Origin of the sequence: Lacticaseibacillus jixiensis (assembly GCF_042847315.1) — a bacterium.
Lineage (GTDB): Bacteria > Bacillota > Bacilli > Lactobacillales > Lactobacillaceae > Lacticaseibacillus > Lacticaseibacillus jixiensis.
The window spans coordinates 137,478-155,195 of the sequence record NZ_BAAFPR010000008.1; the positions used below are offsets into that span (position 1 = coordinate 137,478).

General features: G+C 50.4%; 17 protein-coding genes and 1 tRNA gene. 16 read left to right on the forward strand and 2 right to left on the reverse strand.

The annotated features are described in order from the left end of the window. Nucleotides 1–2: 2 nt before the first annotated feature. The 3 genes from whiA (at nt 3) to ACGG90_RS07300 (ending at nt 1,781) form a co-directional block, all read left to right on the forward strand. A complete protein-coding gene (gene whiA / locus ACGG90_RS07290) occupies nt 3–950 on the forward strand; it encodes a DNA-binding protein WhiA (RefSeq protein WP_390407763.1) in 948 nt (315 codons plus the stop codon). A gap of 254 nt (nt 951–1,204) precedes the next feature. Continuing rightward, nucleotides 1,205–1,654 carry a MarR family winged helix-turn-helix transcriptional regulator gene (locus ACGG90_RS07295; protein ID WP_390407766.1) on the forward strand — a complete coding sequence of 150 codons (450 nt, stop codon included), beginning with the start codon at nt 1,205–1,207 and terminating at the stop codon, nt 1,652–1,654. A 55-nt stretch (nt 1,655–1,709) separates the two neighbouring features. Then, nucleotides 1,710–1,781: transfer RNA gene (locus tag ACGG90_RS07300), tRNA-Arg, on the forward strand. A 229-nt stretch (nt 1,782–2,010) separates the two neighbouring features. On the opposite strand, the gene ACGG90_RS07305 is transcribed toward ACGG90_RS07300, so the two are convergent. Beyond that, nucleotides 2,011–2,673, reverse strand: coding sequence for an Ltp family lipoprotein (locus ACGG90_RS07305; protein WP_390407768.1), 663 nt, complete (start codon nt 2,671–2,673; stop codon nt 2,011–2,013). A gap of 220 nt (nt 2,674–2,893) precedes the next feature. Here ACGG90_RS07305 and ACGG90_RS07310 point away from each other — a divergent pair, with 220 nt between their 5' ends. The 12 genes from ACGG90_RS07310 (at nt 2,894) to smpB (ending at nt 16,341) form a co-directional block, all read left to right on the forward strand. Continuing rightward, entirely contained in the window at nt 2,894–3,478 is a 585-nt protein-coding gene (locus ACGG90_RS07310) for an ATP-dependent Clp protease proteolytic subunit (RefSeq protein ID WP_390407771.1), read from the forward strand. A 701-nt stretch (nt 3,479–4,179) separates the two neighbouring features. Continuing rightward, entirely contained in the window at nt 4,180–5,217 is a 1,038-nt protein-coding gene (locus tag ACGG90_RS07315) for a sugar-binding transcriptional regulator (RefSeq protein ID WP_390407774.1), read from the forward strand. A gap of 37 nt (nt 5,218–5,254) precedes the next feature. After that, a complete protein-coding gene (gene gap, locus ACGG90_RS07320) occupies nt 5,255–6,277 on the forward strand; it encodes a type I glyceraldehyde-3-phosphate dehydrogenase (protein WP_390407777.1) in 1,023 nt (340 codons plus the stop codon). Between the two features lie 181 nt (nt 6,278–6,458). Next, a complete protein-coding gene (locus ACGG90_RS07325; RefSeq protein ID WP_390407779.1) occupies nt 6,459–7,649 on the forward strand; it encodes a phosphoglycerate kinase in 1,191 nt (396 codons plus the stop codon). A gap of 204 nt (nt 7,650–7,853) precedes the next feature. Beyond that, a complete protein-coding gene (gene tpiA / locus ACGG90_RS07330) occupies nt 7,854–8,609 on the forward strand; it encodes a triose-phosphate isomerase (protein ID WP_390407782.1) in 756 nt (251 codons plus the stop codon). 109 nt (nt 8,610–8,718) lie between these two features. Then, a complete protein-coding gene (gene eno, locus ACGG90_RS07335) occupies nt 8,719–10,035 on the forward strand; it encodes a phosphopyruvate hydratase (protein ID WP_390407784.1) in 1,317 nt (438 codons plus the stop codon). A gap of 90 nt (nt 10,036–10,125) precedes the next feature. After that, complete coding sequence (locus ACGG90_RS07340; RefSeq protein WP_390407787.1) at nt 10,126–11,700, forward strand: ClC family H(+)/Cl(-) exchange transporter; 1,575 nt, start codon at nt 10,126–10,128, stop codon at nt 11,698–11,700. Next, entirely contained in the window at nt 11,657–12,112 is a 456-nt protein-coding gene (locus ACGG90_RS07345) for a GNAT family N-acetyltransferase (RefSeq protein ID WP_390407790.1), read from the forward strand. Before ACGG90_RS07340 ends, ACGG90_RS07345 begins: the two co-directional genes overlap by 44 nt. A 121-nt stretch (nt 12,113–12,233) precedes the next feature. Further along, on the forward strand, nt 12,234–12,470 hold the full coding sequence (gene secG / locus ACGG90_RS07350; RefSeq protein ID WP_390407793.1) for a preprotein translocase subunit SecG: 237 nt from the start codon (nt 12,234–12,236) through the stop codon (nt 12,468–12,470). 50 nt (nt 12,471–12,520) lie between these two features. Beyond that, nucleotides 12,521–13,246, forward strand: coding sequence for an alpha/beta hydrolase (locus ACGG90_RS07355; protein ID WP_390407794.1), 726 nt, complete (start codon nt 12,521–12,523; stop codon nt 13,244–13,246). Beyond that, nucleotides 13,246–15,678 (forward strand): ribonuclease R, encoded by a 2,433-nt coding sequence (rnr, locus tag ACGG90_RS07360; protein WP_390407796.1) that lies wholly within the window; start codon nt 13,246–13,248, stop codon nt 15,676–15,678. Before ACGG90_RS07355 ends, rnr begins: the two co-directional genes overlap by 1 nt. Nucleotides 15,679–15,867: 189 nt before the next feature. Then, the gene (gene smpB, locus ACGG90_RS07365; protein ID WP_390407798.1) at nt 15,868–16,341 is read left to right on the forward strand and encodes an SsrA-binding protein SmpB; all 474 of its coding nucleotides are present in this window, start codon (nt 15,868–15,870) and stop codon (nt 16,339–16,341) included. A gap of 39 nt (nt 16,342–16,380) precedes the next feature. Here smpB and arsC read toward each other — a convergent pair whose 3' ends face one another. Further along, entirely contained in the window at nt 16,381–16,785 is a 405-nt protein-coding gene (arsC, locus tag ACGG90_RS07370; RefSeq protein WP_390407801.1) for an arsenate reductase (thioredoxin), read from the reverse strand. 507 nt (nt 16,786–17,292) lie between these two features. Here arsC and ACGG90_RS15655 point away from each other — a divergent pair. Beyond that, on the forward strand, nt 17,293–17,580 hold the full coding sequence (locus ACGG90_RS15655; RefSeq protein WP_449273599.1) for a mediterrocin family bacteriocin: 288 nt from the start codon (nt 17,293–17,295) through the stop codon (nt 17,578–17,580). Nucleotides 17,581–17,718 lie beyond the last annotated feature (138 nt).

Here is a 17,718-nt window from a genome sequence, read left to right on the forward strand (position 1 = left end):
ACATGGCAAGTTTTGCCAGCACAGTGAAGAAAGAGTTGACGGGACTTGAGGTCCACCCCGAACACGCCAAGGCGGAGTTATCCGCGTTGATCCGCATGAACGGGTCGTTGGGGATCTACAATCACCAGTTCAACTTATCGGTACAAACCGAAAACCCAGCCATTGCCCGCCGCATCTATTCGCTATTGAAACAAGTGTATCAAGTCGAAGCGAATTTGATCGTGCGCCGCAAAATGAAACTCAAAAAGAATAACCAATATGTCGTGCGGCTCAACAGCCGCGTCAATGCCATCTTAGAAGATTTGGAGATCCTAGATGCCAGCGGATTGTCGATCCAAACGGCAGTTGGCCCTAAGGTGATGGATGAACCGCAGCGGCGGCGGTCATACTTACGCGGTGCTTTTTTGGCTGGCGGCAGTGTCAATAATCCGGAAACGTCGCGGTATCATTTGGAGATCTATTCACTGTACCAAGATCACAACGAAGATATCTTAACGATCATGAAAGACTTTGGCCTCAACGCCCGCACGGTAGAGCGCCGCAGCGGCTATATCGTTTATCTTAAAGAAGCCGAGAAAATCGCGGATTTCTTGCAGGTGATCGGCGCGACCAATGCCATGTTGAAGTTTGAAGACGTGCGCATCGTGCGCGACATGCGCAACTCGGTGAATCGTTTGGTGAATTGTGAAACCGCCAATTTGAATAAAACTGTCGACGCGGCGCAGCGTTCCATTGAGAACATTAACTATCTTAAGGCTCGCGTGGGGTTAGAGAACTTGCCGCAAAAGCTGCGCGAAGTGGCGATTTTGCGCGTGGAACATCCTGATGTGTCGTTGAAAGAACTTGGTGAAATGGTGCCTAGTGGCGCGATTTCCAAATCCGGGATCAATCATCGCCTGCGCAAGCTCAACCAAATCGCCGAAGGGTATCAACAACCCAAAGACGCTTAAAGGCAGACTAAGCCGTGAAACCAGGAAGTAGGTTTCACGGCTTTTCTTTTGAATATTGGGAATGAATCAAAGATTGACACAATTAGTTTGATGACCATCCAAGATAAATTGTGCTTAACAATCTTAATCATTATAAATATCTGCTGTAATGCACAAACCTTTGGCGTCAAATGCCTTGCGATGACAAGATAATCGTGTACAATAGAAATTAGAAGCCGTTGTTATCGTTGGTATATTGACTTGGGGGAATAATCATGGTGAAACCGATCCGCTTGGATGAACAGTTGTGCTTCTCGATTTATAAAGCGCAGAAGCAATTCAATCATTTCTATTCGCAAGCTTTGGCACCGTATAAATTGACTTACCCACAATACATCACCTTGTTGTCGTTGTATGAACATGGCACCATGTCAGTCAAAGAAGTGGGCAAGACTTTGTCGCTTGATTCCGGGACATTGACGCCTTTGATGAAGCGCTTGGAAAAAGACGGCTGGATCACCCGGGCGCGTTCTGCTGTGGATGAGCGCCGTGTGGATGTCAGCTTGACTGACAAAGCACTAAGCATGCGCGATGATATCTATGCGCATGTCACCAATTGTGCTACCAAGGTGGATATGTCTGATGAAGATTATCAGCACATCAAAGCAGGCGTTGACCAAATTGATGATAAATTAGCCAACGTTGCCGATGTTGAATTGCGCTAGTCACTGATTTGTACTTGCAAATGCAAGGGCAATCGCGTAAGATAATATAGTACTTGCGCGGTTAGTGTAATGGATCGCACGTGAGATTCCGGTTCTCGAAATCCGGGTTCGACTCCCGGGCTGCGCAGAATCCCCATAACTTGGGGCAAACAGGGAACAACAAACGCCTAGAAATAGGCGTTTTTCTTTTGCGGAAAAACTGGGAATTATGGAAGAGGTGGCAGTGAGGTGGCAGTGGCATGCTTGATAGCCCGAAAATGCCACCTGAATGCCACCTTGACGGCTGGACTCGATACACGTCACCTAAAATGTCTTCGTGCAAACGAAAGCCCCTGATCAAATGACCAGGGGGCTGCCTAATTGCTTAAATGCGAAATGGCGTAATTGGCTTCGGCAGGGGTAAAGCCTTCGCCATATTCGGAAACGAGTTGATCATAGATGCCAGCTTTGGACATGTTCATGTCGGTTTGATAATCTTGCGCTTTGGCTAAGGCGTTGGCATTGTAGTCAACACTGATATGCGCCAGCGCATAATTGGCGGCATCAGCGGCGAAGTGTTCACCGTATTCTGAAGTCAGCTGATCGTAGAGACCTGCTTTTGACATGTGCATCATGTCTGAATATTCTTGCGCCTTGATGACGGCATTCTCATATTCAATGGGGATGCTGGCGCTGCTGGATTGTGCCGCAGCATCATCGCTTGAGTCGGTTAAGGCTTGGTCATCGCTATCGTTAGTGGTGTCATCAATGTCTTCGTCTGTCGTATCGTCGCTTGAGTCGTCCACGTCGGTGCTGTCGTCACTGGACGCGTCGACGTCATCATCTTCCGTGTCACTTTCATCGTCGTCTGAAACTGCAGTTGGTTCCGGATCAGGATCGTCATCTTCTGGCGTGAGCGTTTCGGTTGGCAAGGCATCAGGGTCTGGGGCGTCGAGCGCTGCAGGAGCGCCGGCCAAGCCCAGACCGGCAACAGCGAACACCACCCAGAACCATACGCGCTTGTAGAATGGCTTCTTCATCATCAAACCTCCTTGAGCAGGCGAACTATCCGTCGCCTTAGCTATATATACGCGATAAGTGGTCTGTTTCAGCTTCCACGTGCAAAAAATTCTATGAGTGTGCTATGCTTAACTCGGAAAAAAAGTTGAATTCAATGTTTGACCTTTATTGACTTTTGACGTATGCTTAGCACTGTATTCAAATGAGTGCTAAATCGCACGTAATCTAGGAGGAATACCTATGTTAGTACCGACAGTCGTTGAACAAACCAGCCGTGGCGAACGCGCCTACGACATCTACTCCCGCTTACTCAAAGACCGGATCATCATGCTTTCCGGCGAAATTAATGACCAGGTGTCTAACTCCATCATCGCGCAGCTGTTATTCTTGGATGCGCAAGATTCTGACAAAGACATTTATATGTACATTAACTCACCAGGTGGTGTGATCACTTCCGGCTTGGCGATCTTGGACACGATGAACCTCATCAAGTCCGACGTCCAAACTATTGCCATTGGTATGGCCGCTTCCATGGCGTCTGTGCTGCTGGCTTCTGGTACCAAGGGCAAGCGCTTTGCTTTGCCACATTCTGAAGTCTTGATCCATCAGCCTTTAGGTGGTGCCCAAGGTCAGCAAACTGAAATCGAAATCGCCGCTAAGCAGATCTTAAAGGCGCGCGAAAGCTTGAATGGCATCTTGTCTGAAGCCACTGGCAAAGACGTTGAAACCATCAAGGCCGACACCGAACGTGACCATTACTTGACTGCGCAAGAAGCCAAGGATTATGGTTTGATCGATGATATCTTAGTGCAGAAGAAAGACTAAGCTGTATCGCATCACAGAAACGTCGCCACTGGCGGCGTTTTTTTGTACCAGAGCGGAGCAAAGCGTATTTAGCGGCTGATATAAGATGGGATGACGTTTGGGCGGTTTATGCCCAAGCGGCGTCACAGCTTATAGCACTGCCGCGTTGCTTTGCGGAGCTCGACGAAGAAACCAGAGCGGAGCAAAGCGGGTTTAGCGGGTTAATTAGCCTAGTCCTCGTGCTTGTGGCGCACTTTGCCACGAGTGCGGGGACGTAGCTAATTGCACCCGCGTTGCTTTGCGGAGCTCGACGACCAAAGCACATTTCGCGCACTTTGGCGGACAATAAGTACCGCGGTGGGTCATCATTTGGCCCAGCACATGACAACAGTCAGTTAAGCCGCTAAAACAGTTTTTGGTGAGCCGAAGATGAAAGCCGCGTGAGATATTCGCCGAACATTTTCATCGAAACGGCGTCAACCATAAGTGGGGTAAGCCTTTGCATTGCGAATGACCGGTACAGATGTGAACAAAATATTCTATTTGTGTGAAAGCATGCGAGTTCTTTGGGTTTACGCTTGCACGAAATTTCGGGGATTGCTATAATAAGAACCGTTGGTAAGGGAGTACAGTGTGAACTGAGATTCCTAATTTTTTTGCCTGACATGGGTCGCAATGCGACTACGTTGGACAAACAACGACCCACTGATAGAAGGATAGACATGCAATCTGAATTCGCCTGGATCGAAGCAATTGCGCCAGACCTTGTCGGCGTCATCACCACCCGGTATCAGATCTTGCAATACATCAACTGGCTGGCTCCAGTCGGGCGCCGCACTTTGGCGGAGCAGATGAAGACTTCCGAACGGGGCTTGCGCACCGAAACCGATTATCTAAGGACCCTTGATTTGATCAAGTCGTCTAAGTCGGGGATGGTGTTGACTGGCAAAGGGCAAGACGTGTTCCACGGGCTTGAGACGCTGATGAATCAGCTCTTGGGTTTCAAAGAAGACGAGAAACAGCTTGCCGCAAAACTTGGCATTGAACATTGCTTGATCGTCAATGGTGACGCAGATCAATCGACACGCGTCTTAGATGAAATGGGCAAGTTGTTGGATTCCACGATGCAAGTCTTGTTGCCAGGCGGCAGTTTAACGATTGCCGTGATGGGTGGCAGTACGATGGCCCGCGTCGCAGGTCAGCTGACTTACAAGTTGTCGGCGGGGCGGGAATTGACCTTCGTTCCGGCCCGCGGCGGGGTCGGCGAAGCGGTGGCGATTCAAGCCAATTCAGTCGCTGCAAGTATGGCGGAAGCGACTAACGGCCGCTTCAAAGTGCTGTACATTCCTGAAAATATTAGTGAGGAAACTTACCAACCATTGCTTAAAGAACCTGCCGTGCAAGAAGTCTTACAAATGATTGACAATGCGCAGGTTGTGATTCATAGTATAGGAGAAGCGTTGACAATGGCCAAACGCCGGTCAATGTCTCCTGCGACCTTACAGAAACTGCGTGAACAGCATGCTGTTTCTGAAACCTTCGGCACGTTCTTTAATGCTGATGGCGAGGTCATTTACAAGATCCCAAGAATCGGTTTAACGATCCCAGATCTTGATCATATCCCGTATGTGTTTGCCGTCGCCGGTGGCCGAAGCAAGGCCAAAGCGATTGCCGCATACATGAAGAACGCACCGAGTCGCACGTGGTTGATTACAGACGTCGGTGCTGCAAATGCGATTTTAACTGGGGAGACCCGTTAGAATAAAACTCTTATTTCCTAAAGGAGGAAATTTTAGCATGACTGTTAAAATTGGTATCAATGGTTTCGGCCGCATCGGTCGTTTGGCTTTCCGCCGCATCTTCGAATTAGGCGCACAATCTGGCGACATCGAAGTTGTTGCGATCAACGACTTGACAAGCCCAGCTATGTTGGCTCACCTGCTGAAGTATGATTCCACTCATGGCACTTTCCCGGGCGAAGTTAGCGCGACCGACAACGGTATCGTTGTTAACGGTAAGGAATACCGCGTTTATGCTGAACCTCAGGCTCAAAACATTCCGTGGGTTAAGAACGACGGCGTTGAATACGTCCTCGAATGTACCGGTTTCTACACTTCTGCTGAAAAGGCCCAAGCTCACTTGGACGCTGGCGCACAACGTGTTCTGATCTCAGCACCTGCTGGCAAGATCAAGACTATCGTTTACAACGTTAACGATGACACCTTGAACGCTGACGACAAGATCGTTTCCGCCGGTTCTTGCACGACCAACTGCCTTGCACCTATGGCATACTTCCTGAACAAGGAATTTGGTATCGAAGTTGGTACCATGACTACGGTCCACGCTTACACCTCCACTCAGATGCTGCTTGACGGCCCTGTTCGCGGTGGTAACTTGCGCGCTGCACGTTCCGCTGCTGTGAACACTATTCCTCATAGCACCGGTGCTGCTAAGGCTATCGGTATCGTTATCCCAGAATTGAACGGCAAGCTGCAGGGCCATGCACAACGTGTATCCGTTGTTGATGGTTCCTTGACTGAATTGGTTTCCATCTTGAAGACCAAGAACGTCACTGCTGACCAAATCAACGAAGCAATCAAGAAGCACACTGAAGGCAACGAATCCTTCGGCTACAATGCTGACCAAGTTGTTTCCTCTGATATCATCGGCACTACCTATGGTTCTGTCTTTGATCCTACCCAAACTGAAGTTACCACCGCTGGCGACTTCCAATTAGTTAAGACGGTTGCTTGGTACGACAACGAATACGGCTTCACTTGCCAAATGATCCGTACCTTACTGAAGTTTGCTACCCTGTAATCTGATTACCGAGTAACTTCTTCTGCACCGCAAGAAAGAGCGGAGGGAGTTTCTCCCTCTGCTCTTTTTCTTATCTAAAGACATCGTGACTAGCGTTTAGTCGCGGTGTTTCACTGAGCCATCCGGTTCAGTGAAGCATCGCGACCCTAGTGCGAGCAATTACAATGGAGGGTTTTATTCAATGGCGAAATTAATCGTTTCTGACTTGGACGTCAAGGACAAGAAGGTCCTCGTTCGTGTCGACTTCAACGTGCCGATCAAAAACGGCGTGATTGGTGATGACAACCGTATCGTTGCCGCATTGCCAACCATTCAATACATCATCGACAACGGTGGTAAGGCAATCTTGTTCTCTCACTTAGGCCGCGTTAAGACCGAAGAAGACAAGAAGGAATTGTCCTTGCGTCCCGTTGCAGAACGTCTCAGCGAATTACTCAAGAAGCCGGTTACTTTTGTACCAGCTACTCGCGGTAAGGAACTTGAAGACGCAATCGCTGCGATGAACGACGGCGACGTCTTAGTTGTGGAAAACACCCGCTTCGAAGACCTCGACGGCAAGAAGGAATCCAAGAACGACCCTGAATTGGGCAAGTACTGGGCTTCTTTGGGCGACTTATACGTTAACGATGCGTTCGGTACGGCTCACCGTTCCCACGCTTCTAACGTTGGGATTTCCTCCAACATGCCTCAAGCAGCTGCTGGCTTCTTGATGGAAAAGGAAATCAAGTTCTTAGGCGACGCTGTCGAAAACCCTAAGCACCCATTCGTTGCCATCTTAGGTGGCGCGAAGGTTTCTGACAAGATCGGCGTGATCTCCAACTTGATCGAAAAAGCTGACAAGATCTTAGTCGGTGGTGGCATGACTTACACCTTCTACGCAGCCAAGGGCCTGTCCATTGGTAAGTCCTTAGTTGAAACTGACAAGATCGATCTGGCTAAGCAGATCATCAAAGAAGCCGGCGACAAGCTGGTTCTGCCAGTTGACAACGTTGTTGCAACTGAATTCTCCAACGATGCCCCACATAAGGTCGTTGAAGGCGACATTCCTGACGGCTACATGGCTTTGGATATCGGCCCTAAGTCTGTTGAAGACTTTAAGGCTGTGTTGAAGACTGCCAAGACGGTTGTTTGGAACGGCCCAATGGGTGTGTTCGAAATGTCCAACTATGCCAAGGGTACTCTGGAAGTCGGCGAAGCACTTGGCGACTTGAAGGATGCAACCACGATCATCGGTGGTGGTGATTCCACTGCTGCTGCTAAGCAACTTGGTATCGCACCTAAGATCACCCATATTTCCACTGGTGGTGGCGCTTCTCTTGAATACCTTGAAGGTAAGGAATTACCTGGTATCGCTGCGATTACTAACAAATAATCTCACCAGAGCAAAGCTGAGCGTTATTAGCGGCGGAGATAAGCTGGGATGACGAACAGGCGCTTTATGCCTGATCGGCGTCACAACTTATCTCTAGCCGCGTTGCGCCTCGCAGCTCGACGAAACTGGTGCAGCTGCTAGACGTAGCGTTGCGGCACCGTTGGAGAGATCATGCTGCGTTATATTTAAAGGAGAACGAAATTTATGCGTACACCAATCATGGCTGGTAACTGGAAGATGAACAAGAACCCTAAGGAAACTGCTGAGTTCTTGGAAGGCGTTAAGGGCAAGCTGCCTGCAGCCGACAAGGTTGAAACCGTCATCGCCGCACCAGCAATTGACTTGACCACTTTAGTTGCCGGCGCAGAAGGCACCCCTTTGAAGACGGCTGCTGAAAACAGCTACTTCGAAAACGAAGGGGCCTTCACCGGCGAAACCAGCCCTAAGGCATTGAAGGAAATGGGTCTTGACTATGTTGTCATCGGCCACTCCGAACGCCGCGGCTATTTCCACGAAACTGATGAAGACATCAACAAGAAGGCTAAGGCCATTCTTGCTAACGGTTTGCTGCCGATCATCTGCTGTGGCGAAAGCCTCGAGCAGCGTGAAGCTGGCCAAACTAACGACTGGATCGCTTATCAAGTCGAAGGTGCTTTAGCTGGTTTATCTGCTGATGACGTGAAGAAGAGCGTCATCGCTTACGAACCAATCTGGGCCATCGGTACTGGCAAGACTGCTTCTGCTGACCAAGCACAAGAAGTTGTTGCTCACGTCCGCGCAACTGTTAAGAAGCTTTATGATGCAGAAACCGCAGATGCTGTCCGCATTCTTTACGGCGGTTCTGTAAAGCCTGCTAACGTGAAGGAATTAATGGCCAAAGAAGACATCGACGGCGGCTTAGTCGGCGGCGCTTCTATGGATCCAGAATCCTTCATCGCCTTGGCCAACTACCAAGACTAATCAATACCGGTCATGTTTGATGCATGACCGATTCGATCATTGGTTTTTAACCATGTGGCATGTTGCCATATGGACTAAAAAATATCTCAAAATATAAGGAGAGAATTCCATGTCTATCATTACTGACGTTTTAGCACGCGAAGTCCTCGACTCCCGCGGCAACCCTACTGTAGAAGTTGAATTGTATACCGAAGATGGCGGCTTTGGCCGTGCACTTGTTCCATCAGGTGCTTCTACCGGTGAACACGAAGCCGTTGAATTACGTGACGGCGACAAAGATCGCTTCGGCGGCAAAGGCGTATTGAAGGCTGTTGGCCATGTCAATGACGAACTTGCCAAGGCTGTTGTGGGCTTAGATGTCACTGACCAACGTCTGATCGACAAGACCATGATCGAAGCCGACGGTACCCCTAACAAGGGTAAGTTCGGTGCCAACGCCATTTTAGGTGTTTCCTTGGCTGCCGCACGCGCTGCTGCTGCTGAAGTTGGCTTGCCATTGTATGAATACCTTGGCGGTCCTAACGGTCACGTATTGCCAACGCCAATGATGAACGTTATCAACGGTGGCGCGCACTCCACTAACACGATCGATTTCCAAGAATTCATGATCATGCCTGTTGGTGCCAAGTCCGTTCGTGAAGCGATCCGGATGGGTTCCGAAACTTTCCACGCTTTGCAAGCTTTGTTGAAGTCTAAGGGTGACATCACTTCCGTCGGTGACGAAGGCGGTTTCGCACCTAACTTGAAGGATAACGAAGAAGCTTTCGAATTCCTTGTTGAAGCGATCACTAACGCCGGCTACAAGCCAGGTGCCGATGTGGCTATCGCCTTTGACGTTGCTTCTTCTGAATTCTACGATCCAGAAACGAAGCGTTACACTTTGAAGTGGTCCGATCCTGACACTTCTTACAGCACTTCCGAATTCATCGACTTGATCGCTGGCTTCGTTGCTAAGTACCCAATCGTTTCTATCGAAGATCCTATCGACGAAAACGACTGGGAAGGCTGGCAAGAAATCACCGCTAAGTTGGGCGACAAAGTTCAACTTGTCGGTGACGACCTGTTCGTTACCAACACCGACTACCTGAAGAAGGGTATCGACATGGGCGTTGCGAACTCCATCTTGATCAAGCTTAACCAAATCGGTACTTTGACTGAAACCTTCGAAGCCATCGAAATGGCTAAGGAAGCCGGCTACTCCGCCGTTGTTTCCCACCGTTCCGGTGAAACTGAAGACACCACGATCGCTGACTTGGTTGTTGCGACTAACGCCGGCCAAATCAAGACTGGTTCCATGAGCCGTACTGACCGTATCGCCAAGTACAACCAGCTTATGCGTATCGAAGACGAATTGGGCTCTTCTGCACAATACAAGGGTCGCCAATCCTTCTACAACGTTAAAGAAGTTAAGAACTACAAGGGCTAATCCCCAAGCAGTTGCTTAATGAAGACCTCCCTGGACGCAGGGAGGTCTTTTTGGCTATAATGAAAGCTGTGTGTAAGAGGAGGCTTCATTGTGAAAATCGACGCGACCCGCTTGAAATTCGTGCTGCAAGGGCTGGGAGTAGGGTTGATCACCGGGGTGGTGATCAGCTTGTTTCGGCTGTCCATTGAAAAGATCCTGCAGTTCGTCCAAGGGATCTATCGTCAGCCAACCACGCTAAGTATCAGCTTGTTGGCCGTGGCGATGGTGGGCTTGGCGTTGATCGTTGCCGCCTTGTTGAAAAGCGAACCCAATATTTCAGGTTCTGGGATCCCCCAAGTTGAAGGTCAATTAGCTGGGGAAATGGATTTTCCTTGGTGGTCGATTCTGTGGAAGAAGTTCGTCGCCGGGATCTTAAGTATCGGCCCTGGGCTGTTTCTTGGCCGGGAAGGCCCGTCGATCCAACTTGGCGCCGCGGTTGGTCAAGGCGTGGCCAGCGGCTTGAAAAAGCGCGGCAGCGATCGGCGGATCTTGATTGCTTCAGGTTCGGCAGCAGGCTTGGCAGCGGCGTTTAACGCGCCGATCGCCGGGACTTTGTTTGTGTTGGAAGAAGTGTATCACAACTTTAGTCCCTTAGTGTGGATCAGTGCCTTGGCCAGCGCGTTAGGCGCAGATTTCATTTCGTTGAATGTCTTCGGGTCGGTGCCAGTGCTGCATTTGGTGTACACCCGCAGTATGCCGGTGTACTTATATTGGCATTTGATCGTCTTAGGGATCGTGTTGGGTTTGATGGGGTATTTGTACCAGCGCGTCTTGTTGGCCATGCCTAAGTGGTATGCCAAAACGCACATCCCGCGTTTCTTACAAGGCATCGTGCCGTTTATGTTAGTGATCCCGATGGGCTTGTGGATGCCTGGCATCTTAGGTGGCGGCAACGGGATGATCATCGGCTTTGGCAAGGTGGTGCCTACGCTTGGGGTATTACTTGCGATTCTAGCGGCGCGCTTTGTGTATTCAATGATTTCTTATGGTTCAGGCTTGCCTGGGGGCATCTTCTTGCCGATCTTAAGTTTAGGCGCGGTGATCGGCGCGGTATATGCGGTGTTCATGGTGCAAGTAGGATTGCTGCCGCGGGTGTATGTGATGAATTTGATCATCTTTTCGATGGCAGCTTACTTTGCCGGCATTGGTAAAGCACCGTTCACCGCGATCTTGTTGATCACCGAAATGGTCGGCAACTTGACGCACTTGATGCCCATGGCGGTATTGGCGTTAGTGGCATATATTGTTGTTGACTTGTTAGGCGGGGCGCCAATTTATGAATCGCTGCTGCGGCGTATGACGGTGCCTAAGCAAATTGAAGCCATTCACAGCATGGATCGCTTGGAGCTGCCGATTTTTGCCGGATCACCGCTGGAAGGCGTGCAGGTGCGCGACTTCAAGTGGCCCAAGTCCACCTTGTTGATCGGGGTCAACCGCGGTGAAGACCAGATCATTCCGCATGGCGACACCGTGATTCGGGCTGGTGATACCTTAGTAGTGCTGACTGATGCCAGTCAGCGCGCCGCCGTACGCGCCAAGATCCATCATCTCGCCGCTCATCTCAAAGCCAAGGAGGCGCACCATGAAGTTGACGATCACCCGCATGAACCGACCAGAAGCCATTGAGTATTTGGCTTGGCAATATCCAGATCCCGCGTTCAACATTCCTGAACCAACCTGGCGTCAGCAGATGCGCGATATTTTTGCCGATGATGGTGATGATTATTATAGTGTGTATGATGGCGACGACTTTATTGGGATATTCGCGTTTGCCTTTCCTGATGGGATCTTGCAAATGCGCTTGGCTTTAGCGCCTGATGATTGTGGGCATGGGTTAGGCCGTGAGTTCATCCAAGCCGGGATCGCTTATGCCAAAAGCCGCTTTCACTATCAAGATCGCATTGAAGCAGTGGTTGCAGCCGATAACGCGCGGGCCATTCACTTGTTTAAGGCGCTGGGGTTTGGGCAAACTGAGCCTAGCACGCGGGAAACTGACGCCGGTATTGCGCAGGCTTTACTGATGACCCTTGAGCCTTGAGCCAAGATCCATGCGTCGGCAAGGGTTTTTTGCCTGTATGGTAGCCACTGGCGGCTGGTTGTGATAATCTATTAGTTAGTAGTGTTGACTTGCGCAGATCGCGCGTTTAGGAGGGAAATCCTTGCAGAATCTATTCACCACTTTGCTCATTGTTGATTCGATCTTGATCGTGATCGCAACATTGATGCAGCCAAGCAAACAACAAGATGCACTCAGCGCGCTGTCAGGCGGGGCCACTGATTTGTTCGGCAAACAGAAGTCGCGAGGCTTTGAAGCCTTCATGGAGAAGGTCACCGTCGTATTAGGAGCGATTTTCTTCATCTTATCAATAGCGCTGGTGTACCTTTCATCGCATTAACGAGAAGTCTCCTGCAAGCGTGGGGGACTTTTTTTTGAATAGGAGGGCTTATGGCATTTCGACGACCTAAACCATTCATTGAAACAGGTACCAAGGTCGGCGTGGTGCTGTTGCACGCTTATACCGGCAGCCCCAACGACATGCGCTTATTAGGCGCAGCCTTGAATCGGGCGGGATATGGCGTGTATGGCCCGTTGTTTACCGGCCACGGGCAACCAGATCTGCAGCCGGTGTTAGCGGCCACGCCAGCGTTGTGGTGGGCTGACACCAAAGCCGCCGTGGCCAAAATGGCGGCGTTGTATCCGCAAGTGGCGGTGTTTGGCCTAAGCTTAGGCGGCGTCTTTGCCATGAAGGCGCTGCAAGAATTGCCGCAAGTGGCGCTGGGCGGCGTGTTGTCGTCGCCGATCGTCGCCGGCAAGCAAAATATCAAACCCCAATGGCTCAAATACAATCGCTATTTGCGGCGCTTGGCCGAATTGCCGGATAATCAAGCGGCAGTAACCCCGCGCCTTGATGCGCAGCTGCAAGACATCGCGGCATTCACCAAGCCGATTGCAGCTAAGCTTGGTGAAGTCACCAAGCCGGTGTTTATCGGCCAAGCCGGCCAAGATGAAATGATCGACGCTTCGCGCGCTGAAGGGTTGCGTCAAGCCTTGGTGCATGCCGATGTGGATTATCATTGGTATGCCGGAGCCAGCCATGTGATCACCGTGAATGATGCGCATCAACAACTTGAAACTGATATTATCGAATTTATGAAAAAGAGGGACAATTAATGACCACTGTTGGCCACATGAGAAACGAATTACTCGCCGTATTTCGGCGTAACGAATCGGTCGCTTTTAGCGTTGCCAGCCTCAGCCGGGCGCTGAAGTTGGAAGGCTCAGACGACTTTAATGTCTTGGTGCAAGCCTTGAATGTCTTGACCCAAGATGACTTGATCCACGTGGAAGGCGAAAGCTTGTATAAACTTGGCGCCAAGCCTGCTGGTGCTTTGCAAGGCATCTTCCATGGCAACGAGAAGGGCTTTGGGTTTGTCGCAGTCGAAGATGAAGAAAACGATTTCTTCATCGCCCCGCCTGCGACTAAATATGCCTTAGACGGCGACACGGTTGAGATCAAAGTCACCCGCCAAGCCCGCCCAGGCGACAGCCGCGGCTCAGAAGCCGAAGTGGTGCGCGTGGTCGAACGCAAAATGACCCGCATGGTTGGCGAATATACGCCGCTTTCTGATGGTGAAGCCGAACGCACTGGCTTCATCGGCATGGTGGTCAGTCATGAAAAGAAGCTCAAAGGTTATCCAGTATTGGTCAAGAATACCGGCATGATCCCAGAACTAGGCGACATGCTGATGGTGGAAATCACCGCTTATCCAGATCAAATGCACCCGCGGCAAATGCAAGGCATCATCGCCGAAAACCTCGGCAACAAGAACACCCCAGGCGTGGATGTGCTGTCTTTGGCCTTGGCCAATGATATTCACACCGAATATCCTGAAGACGCCATGGCTCAAGCTAACGCGATTCCAGATCACGTGACCGACGAAGACCGCATCGGCCGGCGCGATATCACCGATCAGCCTGTGGTCACCATTGACGGCGACGACTCTAAAGACTTCGATGATGCCGTTGTCGCATGGCAACTGCCAAACGGCAACTACCACTTAGGCGTGCATATCGCTGATGTGTCATATTACGTCACTGAAGGCAGCCCGCTGGATAAAGAGACTTTTGACCGCGGGACGTCCACTTATTTGACCGATCGGGTCATTCCAATGCTGCCATTCCGCTTGTCTAATGGGATCTGCTCGTTGAACCCGGATGTCGACCGCTTGGCGATGTCTTGTGACATGGAAATCACCCCAGAAGGCAAAGTCGTCAACCATGACATTTACCAATCCGTGATCCGCTCCCATGGCCGCTTGACTTATAACAACGTCAACAAGATCCTCACTGACAAAGACGAAGCCGTTCGGGAACAATACAAAGACCTTGTGCCAATGCTGGAACTGATGGGCCAAATGCATCAGGTCTTATACAAGATGCGCCATGACCGCGGCGCCATCGACTTTGAAGAACATGAAGCCAAGATCATTGTTGATGAGAATGGCCACCCAACTGACATTGTGCTGCGTGATCGCGGCTTGTCTGAACGCATGATCGAATCATTCATGCTGCAAGCCAACGAAACCGTGGCGGAACACTACAACAAGCTGCATCTGCCATTCTTGTACCGGGTCCATGAAACCCCTGATGATGACCGGATCAAAGACTTCATCGACTTCTTGGCTACTTTTGGCATCACGGTGCCAATCAAGAAAGGGGCCAAGCTCACGCCGAAGATGTTGCAAGAAGTCAACACCAGCGTGGCTGGCACCCCAGAAGAAATGATGGTCAACGTCAAAATGCTGCGCTCCTTGAAGCAGGCGCATTACTCAGAAGATCCGCTGGGTCACTTCGGGATCGCTGCGGAATACTACACCCACTTCACCAGCCCGATCCGTCGTTATCCTGACTTGATCGTCCACCGCTTGATCCGCAGTTATGCGACCAATGGTGCCGGCGATGATATTCAAGCCAAATGGAACGCGAAGCTGCCAGAAATTGCGGTGCAGGCTTCGGTCCGCGAACGTCATTCCATTGACGCCGAACGCGCTGTAGACGACTTGAAGAAGGCCGAATACATGGCAGACAAAGTCGGTGAAGACTTTGACGCCGTGGTTTCTGGTGTTGCCGGCTTTGGGATGTTTGTGGCTTTGCCAAACACCGTTGAAGGCTTGGTCCATATTTCCCGCATGAAAGACGATTACTATGCCTTTGTCGAAAACCAAATGGCCTTAGTCGGTGAACGGTTCCATAAGATCTTCCGCATTGGTCAAACTGTGCGCGTGCATTTGGATAACGTCGATGTGGAACAACGCCAAATCGACTTCTCCTTGATTCCCACTGATGACACGCCAAAGACGGACATCGTTGTGAAGCGCGAAACGCGCAGCCGTGGTCAAAACCACAGCGACGGGCCGCGTCAAGGCGGCAATGGTCGCGGCGGCAACAACCGCAACGGCAATGGTCGGCAAAACGATCGCCGCAACGGCAGCAGCAATAACCGCGGCGGCAATCGCGGCAACAGCGGCAATCGGCCTTTCAATAAGTTAGGCGAACAACTGCGCCAAGGCGGCCGCCAAGACCGCAAAGGCGGCAAACGCTAAAACCCAAAGCAGAGCAAAGCGCATTTAGCGATGTGTATAAGATGGCCTGCGCCAATGGCGGTCTTTGCCAATGGTGCGGGACAGCTTATACGCGATCGCGTTGCTTTGCGGCGCTGGATGAAGATCCGTACCAGACCCTTTTGCACACGTTGTTTCTAATAACCAAGACCAAGTTTGGAGGTGTCAGCCATGGCCAAGAAGATGAAGCCGAAACCCGATAATCTGTTAGCGCAGAACAAGAAAGCCTACCACGATTACAACATCTTAGAGACTTACGAAGCCGGCATCGCGTTGACCGGCACCGAGATCAAGTCTGTGCGCGCAGGCAAAACCACCTTGCGTGATGGTTTTGCGCGGGTGCGCAACGGTGAAGTGTGGCTGGAGAACGTGCATATCACGCCTTACAAAGAAGGTAACCAGTTTAACGTCGATCCGATGCGCAACCGTAAACTGCTGATGCACAAAAAAGAGATCCGCAAGCTGGAAGTCAGCCTGACTGAAAAAGGCTTGACCGTTGTGCCGCTGCGTATGTACTTAAAGCACGGCTACGCGAAGGTGTTGATCGGCGTTGCGCAAGGGAAGAAGAATTACGATAAGCGCGAAACCTTGAAGCGCAAAGATCAACAGCGCGATATCCAACGCGCCTTGAAAGAACGCTATTAACGCAAAAGAACCGACATTGCCCAGGCAATGTCGGTTCTTTTAGTTGAGCAAGGCTTGGACCCGGCGCTGGATCTCGTCGCGTACTTGACGAAACACTGCCAGGCGCGCGGCTTCATCGCCGACTGCTGCTGCCGGGTCTGGCAGCGGCCAATGCAGCCGTTTGACGCTAGGCGGTGTGACTGGGCAGCGGTCTCTGGCATCACCACATAAGGTGACGACCAAATCGGCGTGCATCAGATAATCGTTGTCGATTTGCTTGGAACGATAAGTTGAGATATCGATGCCGACTTCAGCCATCACTTTAACAGCCAACGGATTGAGGCCGTGTGCTTCAATGCCGGCGCTTTGGATCTGCCAAGTGTTATTTGCCAGGTATCTGGCGAAGCCTTCTGCCATTTGACTGCGGCAGGAATTACCGGTACAAAGAAAATACAGTTTGGGCATGATGATCACCTCGAGATTGAGGCTATTGTACCACGAGGGACGCATGATTGACGATACCCGCTAAATTTGCTTTGCTTCGCTCTGATCGTCGAGCTGCGTGGTGCAATGCGGCGTGATATAAGGCGTGACGTCAATTGGGCCAAAACCGCCCAACCGCCATCCCGTCTTATATCCACCGCTAAGAGCGTGCCACTCCGCTCTATATTTCCCAGGAGTTATTAAGTAGCAGCGGTTATCTTGATGCAGAATATACGTATCTTTGTCAGACGTAATTTGCATAGTCCCACGTACTTCTTTTAGATCAACTCGCTCTGGCTTAAGGATAACTGATGTTGCAAGGATAGTGGTTAGCACCAATAGCGCACAAAGGATTCGTTTGGTGCGTTTTATCGTGCAGCCAAGTTGCACTGTATATATAAAAATATATTTATAAAACGCTTGCATTCATACTCAAACGTGATATGGTGATACCATAGGCGTTATTGGAGCTGAAGCAAGGATGATAAAATGAAGAAGATTCGAATTTTCATTTTATCATCCTTGCTATTTTTGGGCATTTGTGGCGGAACACAACAAGTCAACGCGGCTTCATATACTTACAATTCATCTGGAAAGAGTTTCTCAAAGGCTTGGAGTTCAACTCCAATAAATTCAGCTACTCGTACGTGTAAGTCTCACTCAGCCTATGTTAAAAATACGTCAGTTGCGCAAACAAAGACTGCCGCTGCTGGCAATTATGCAAAAGTGGCAGTAACCCATGCTGGGTCGACGGTATATTACACATACGCATACTAGGACGCGGTTGTTGTCGCGCGGCACGCTATTTCGGCCACCATTCGTCACATTGTTTCGGATTGAAACGCCTTTGTTTCGCCGAGATAATGTGACGTTTTTGATTCTCACATTACTGCTCCCGCAGATTATTCCATCTTC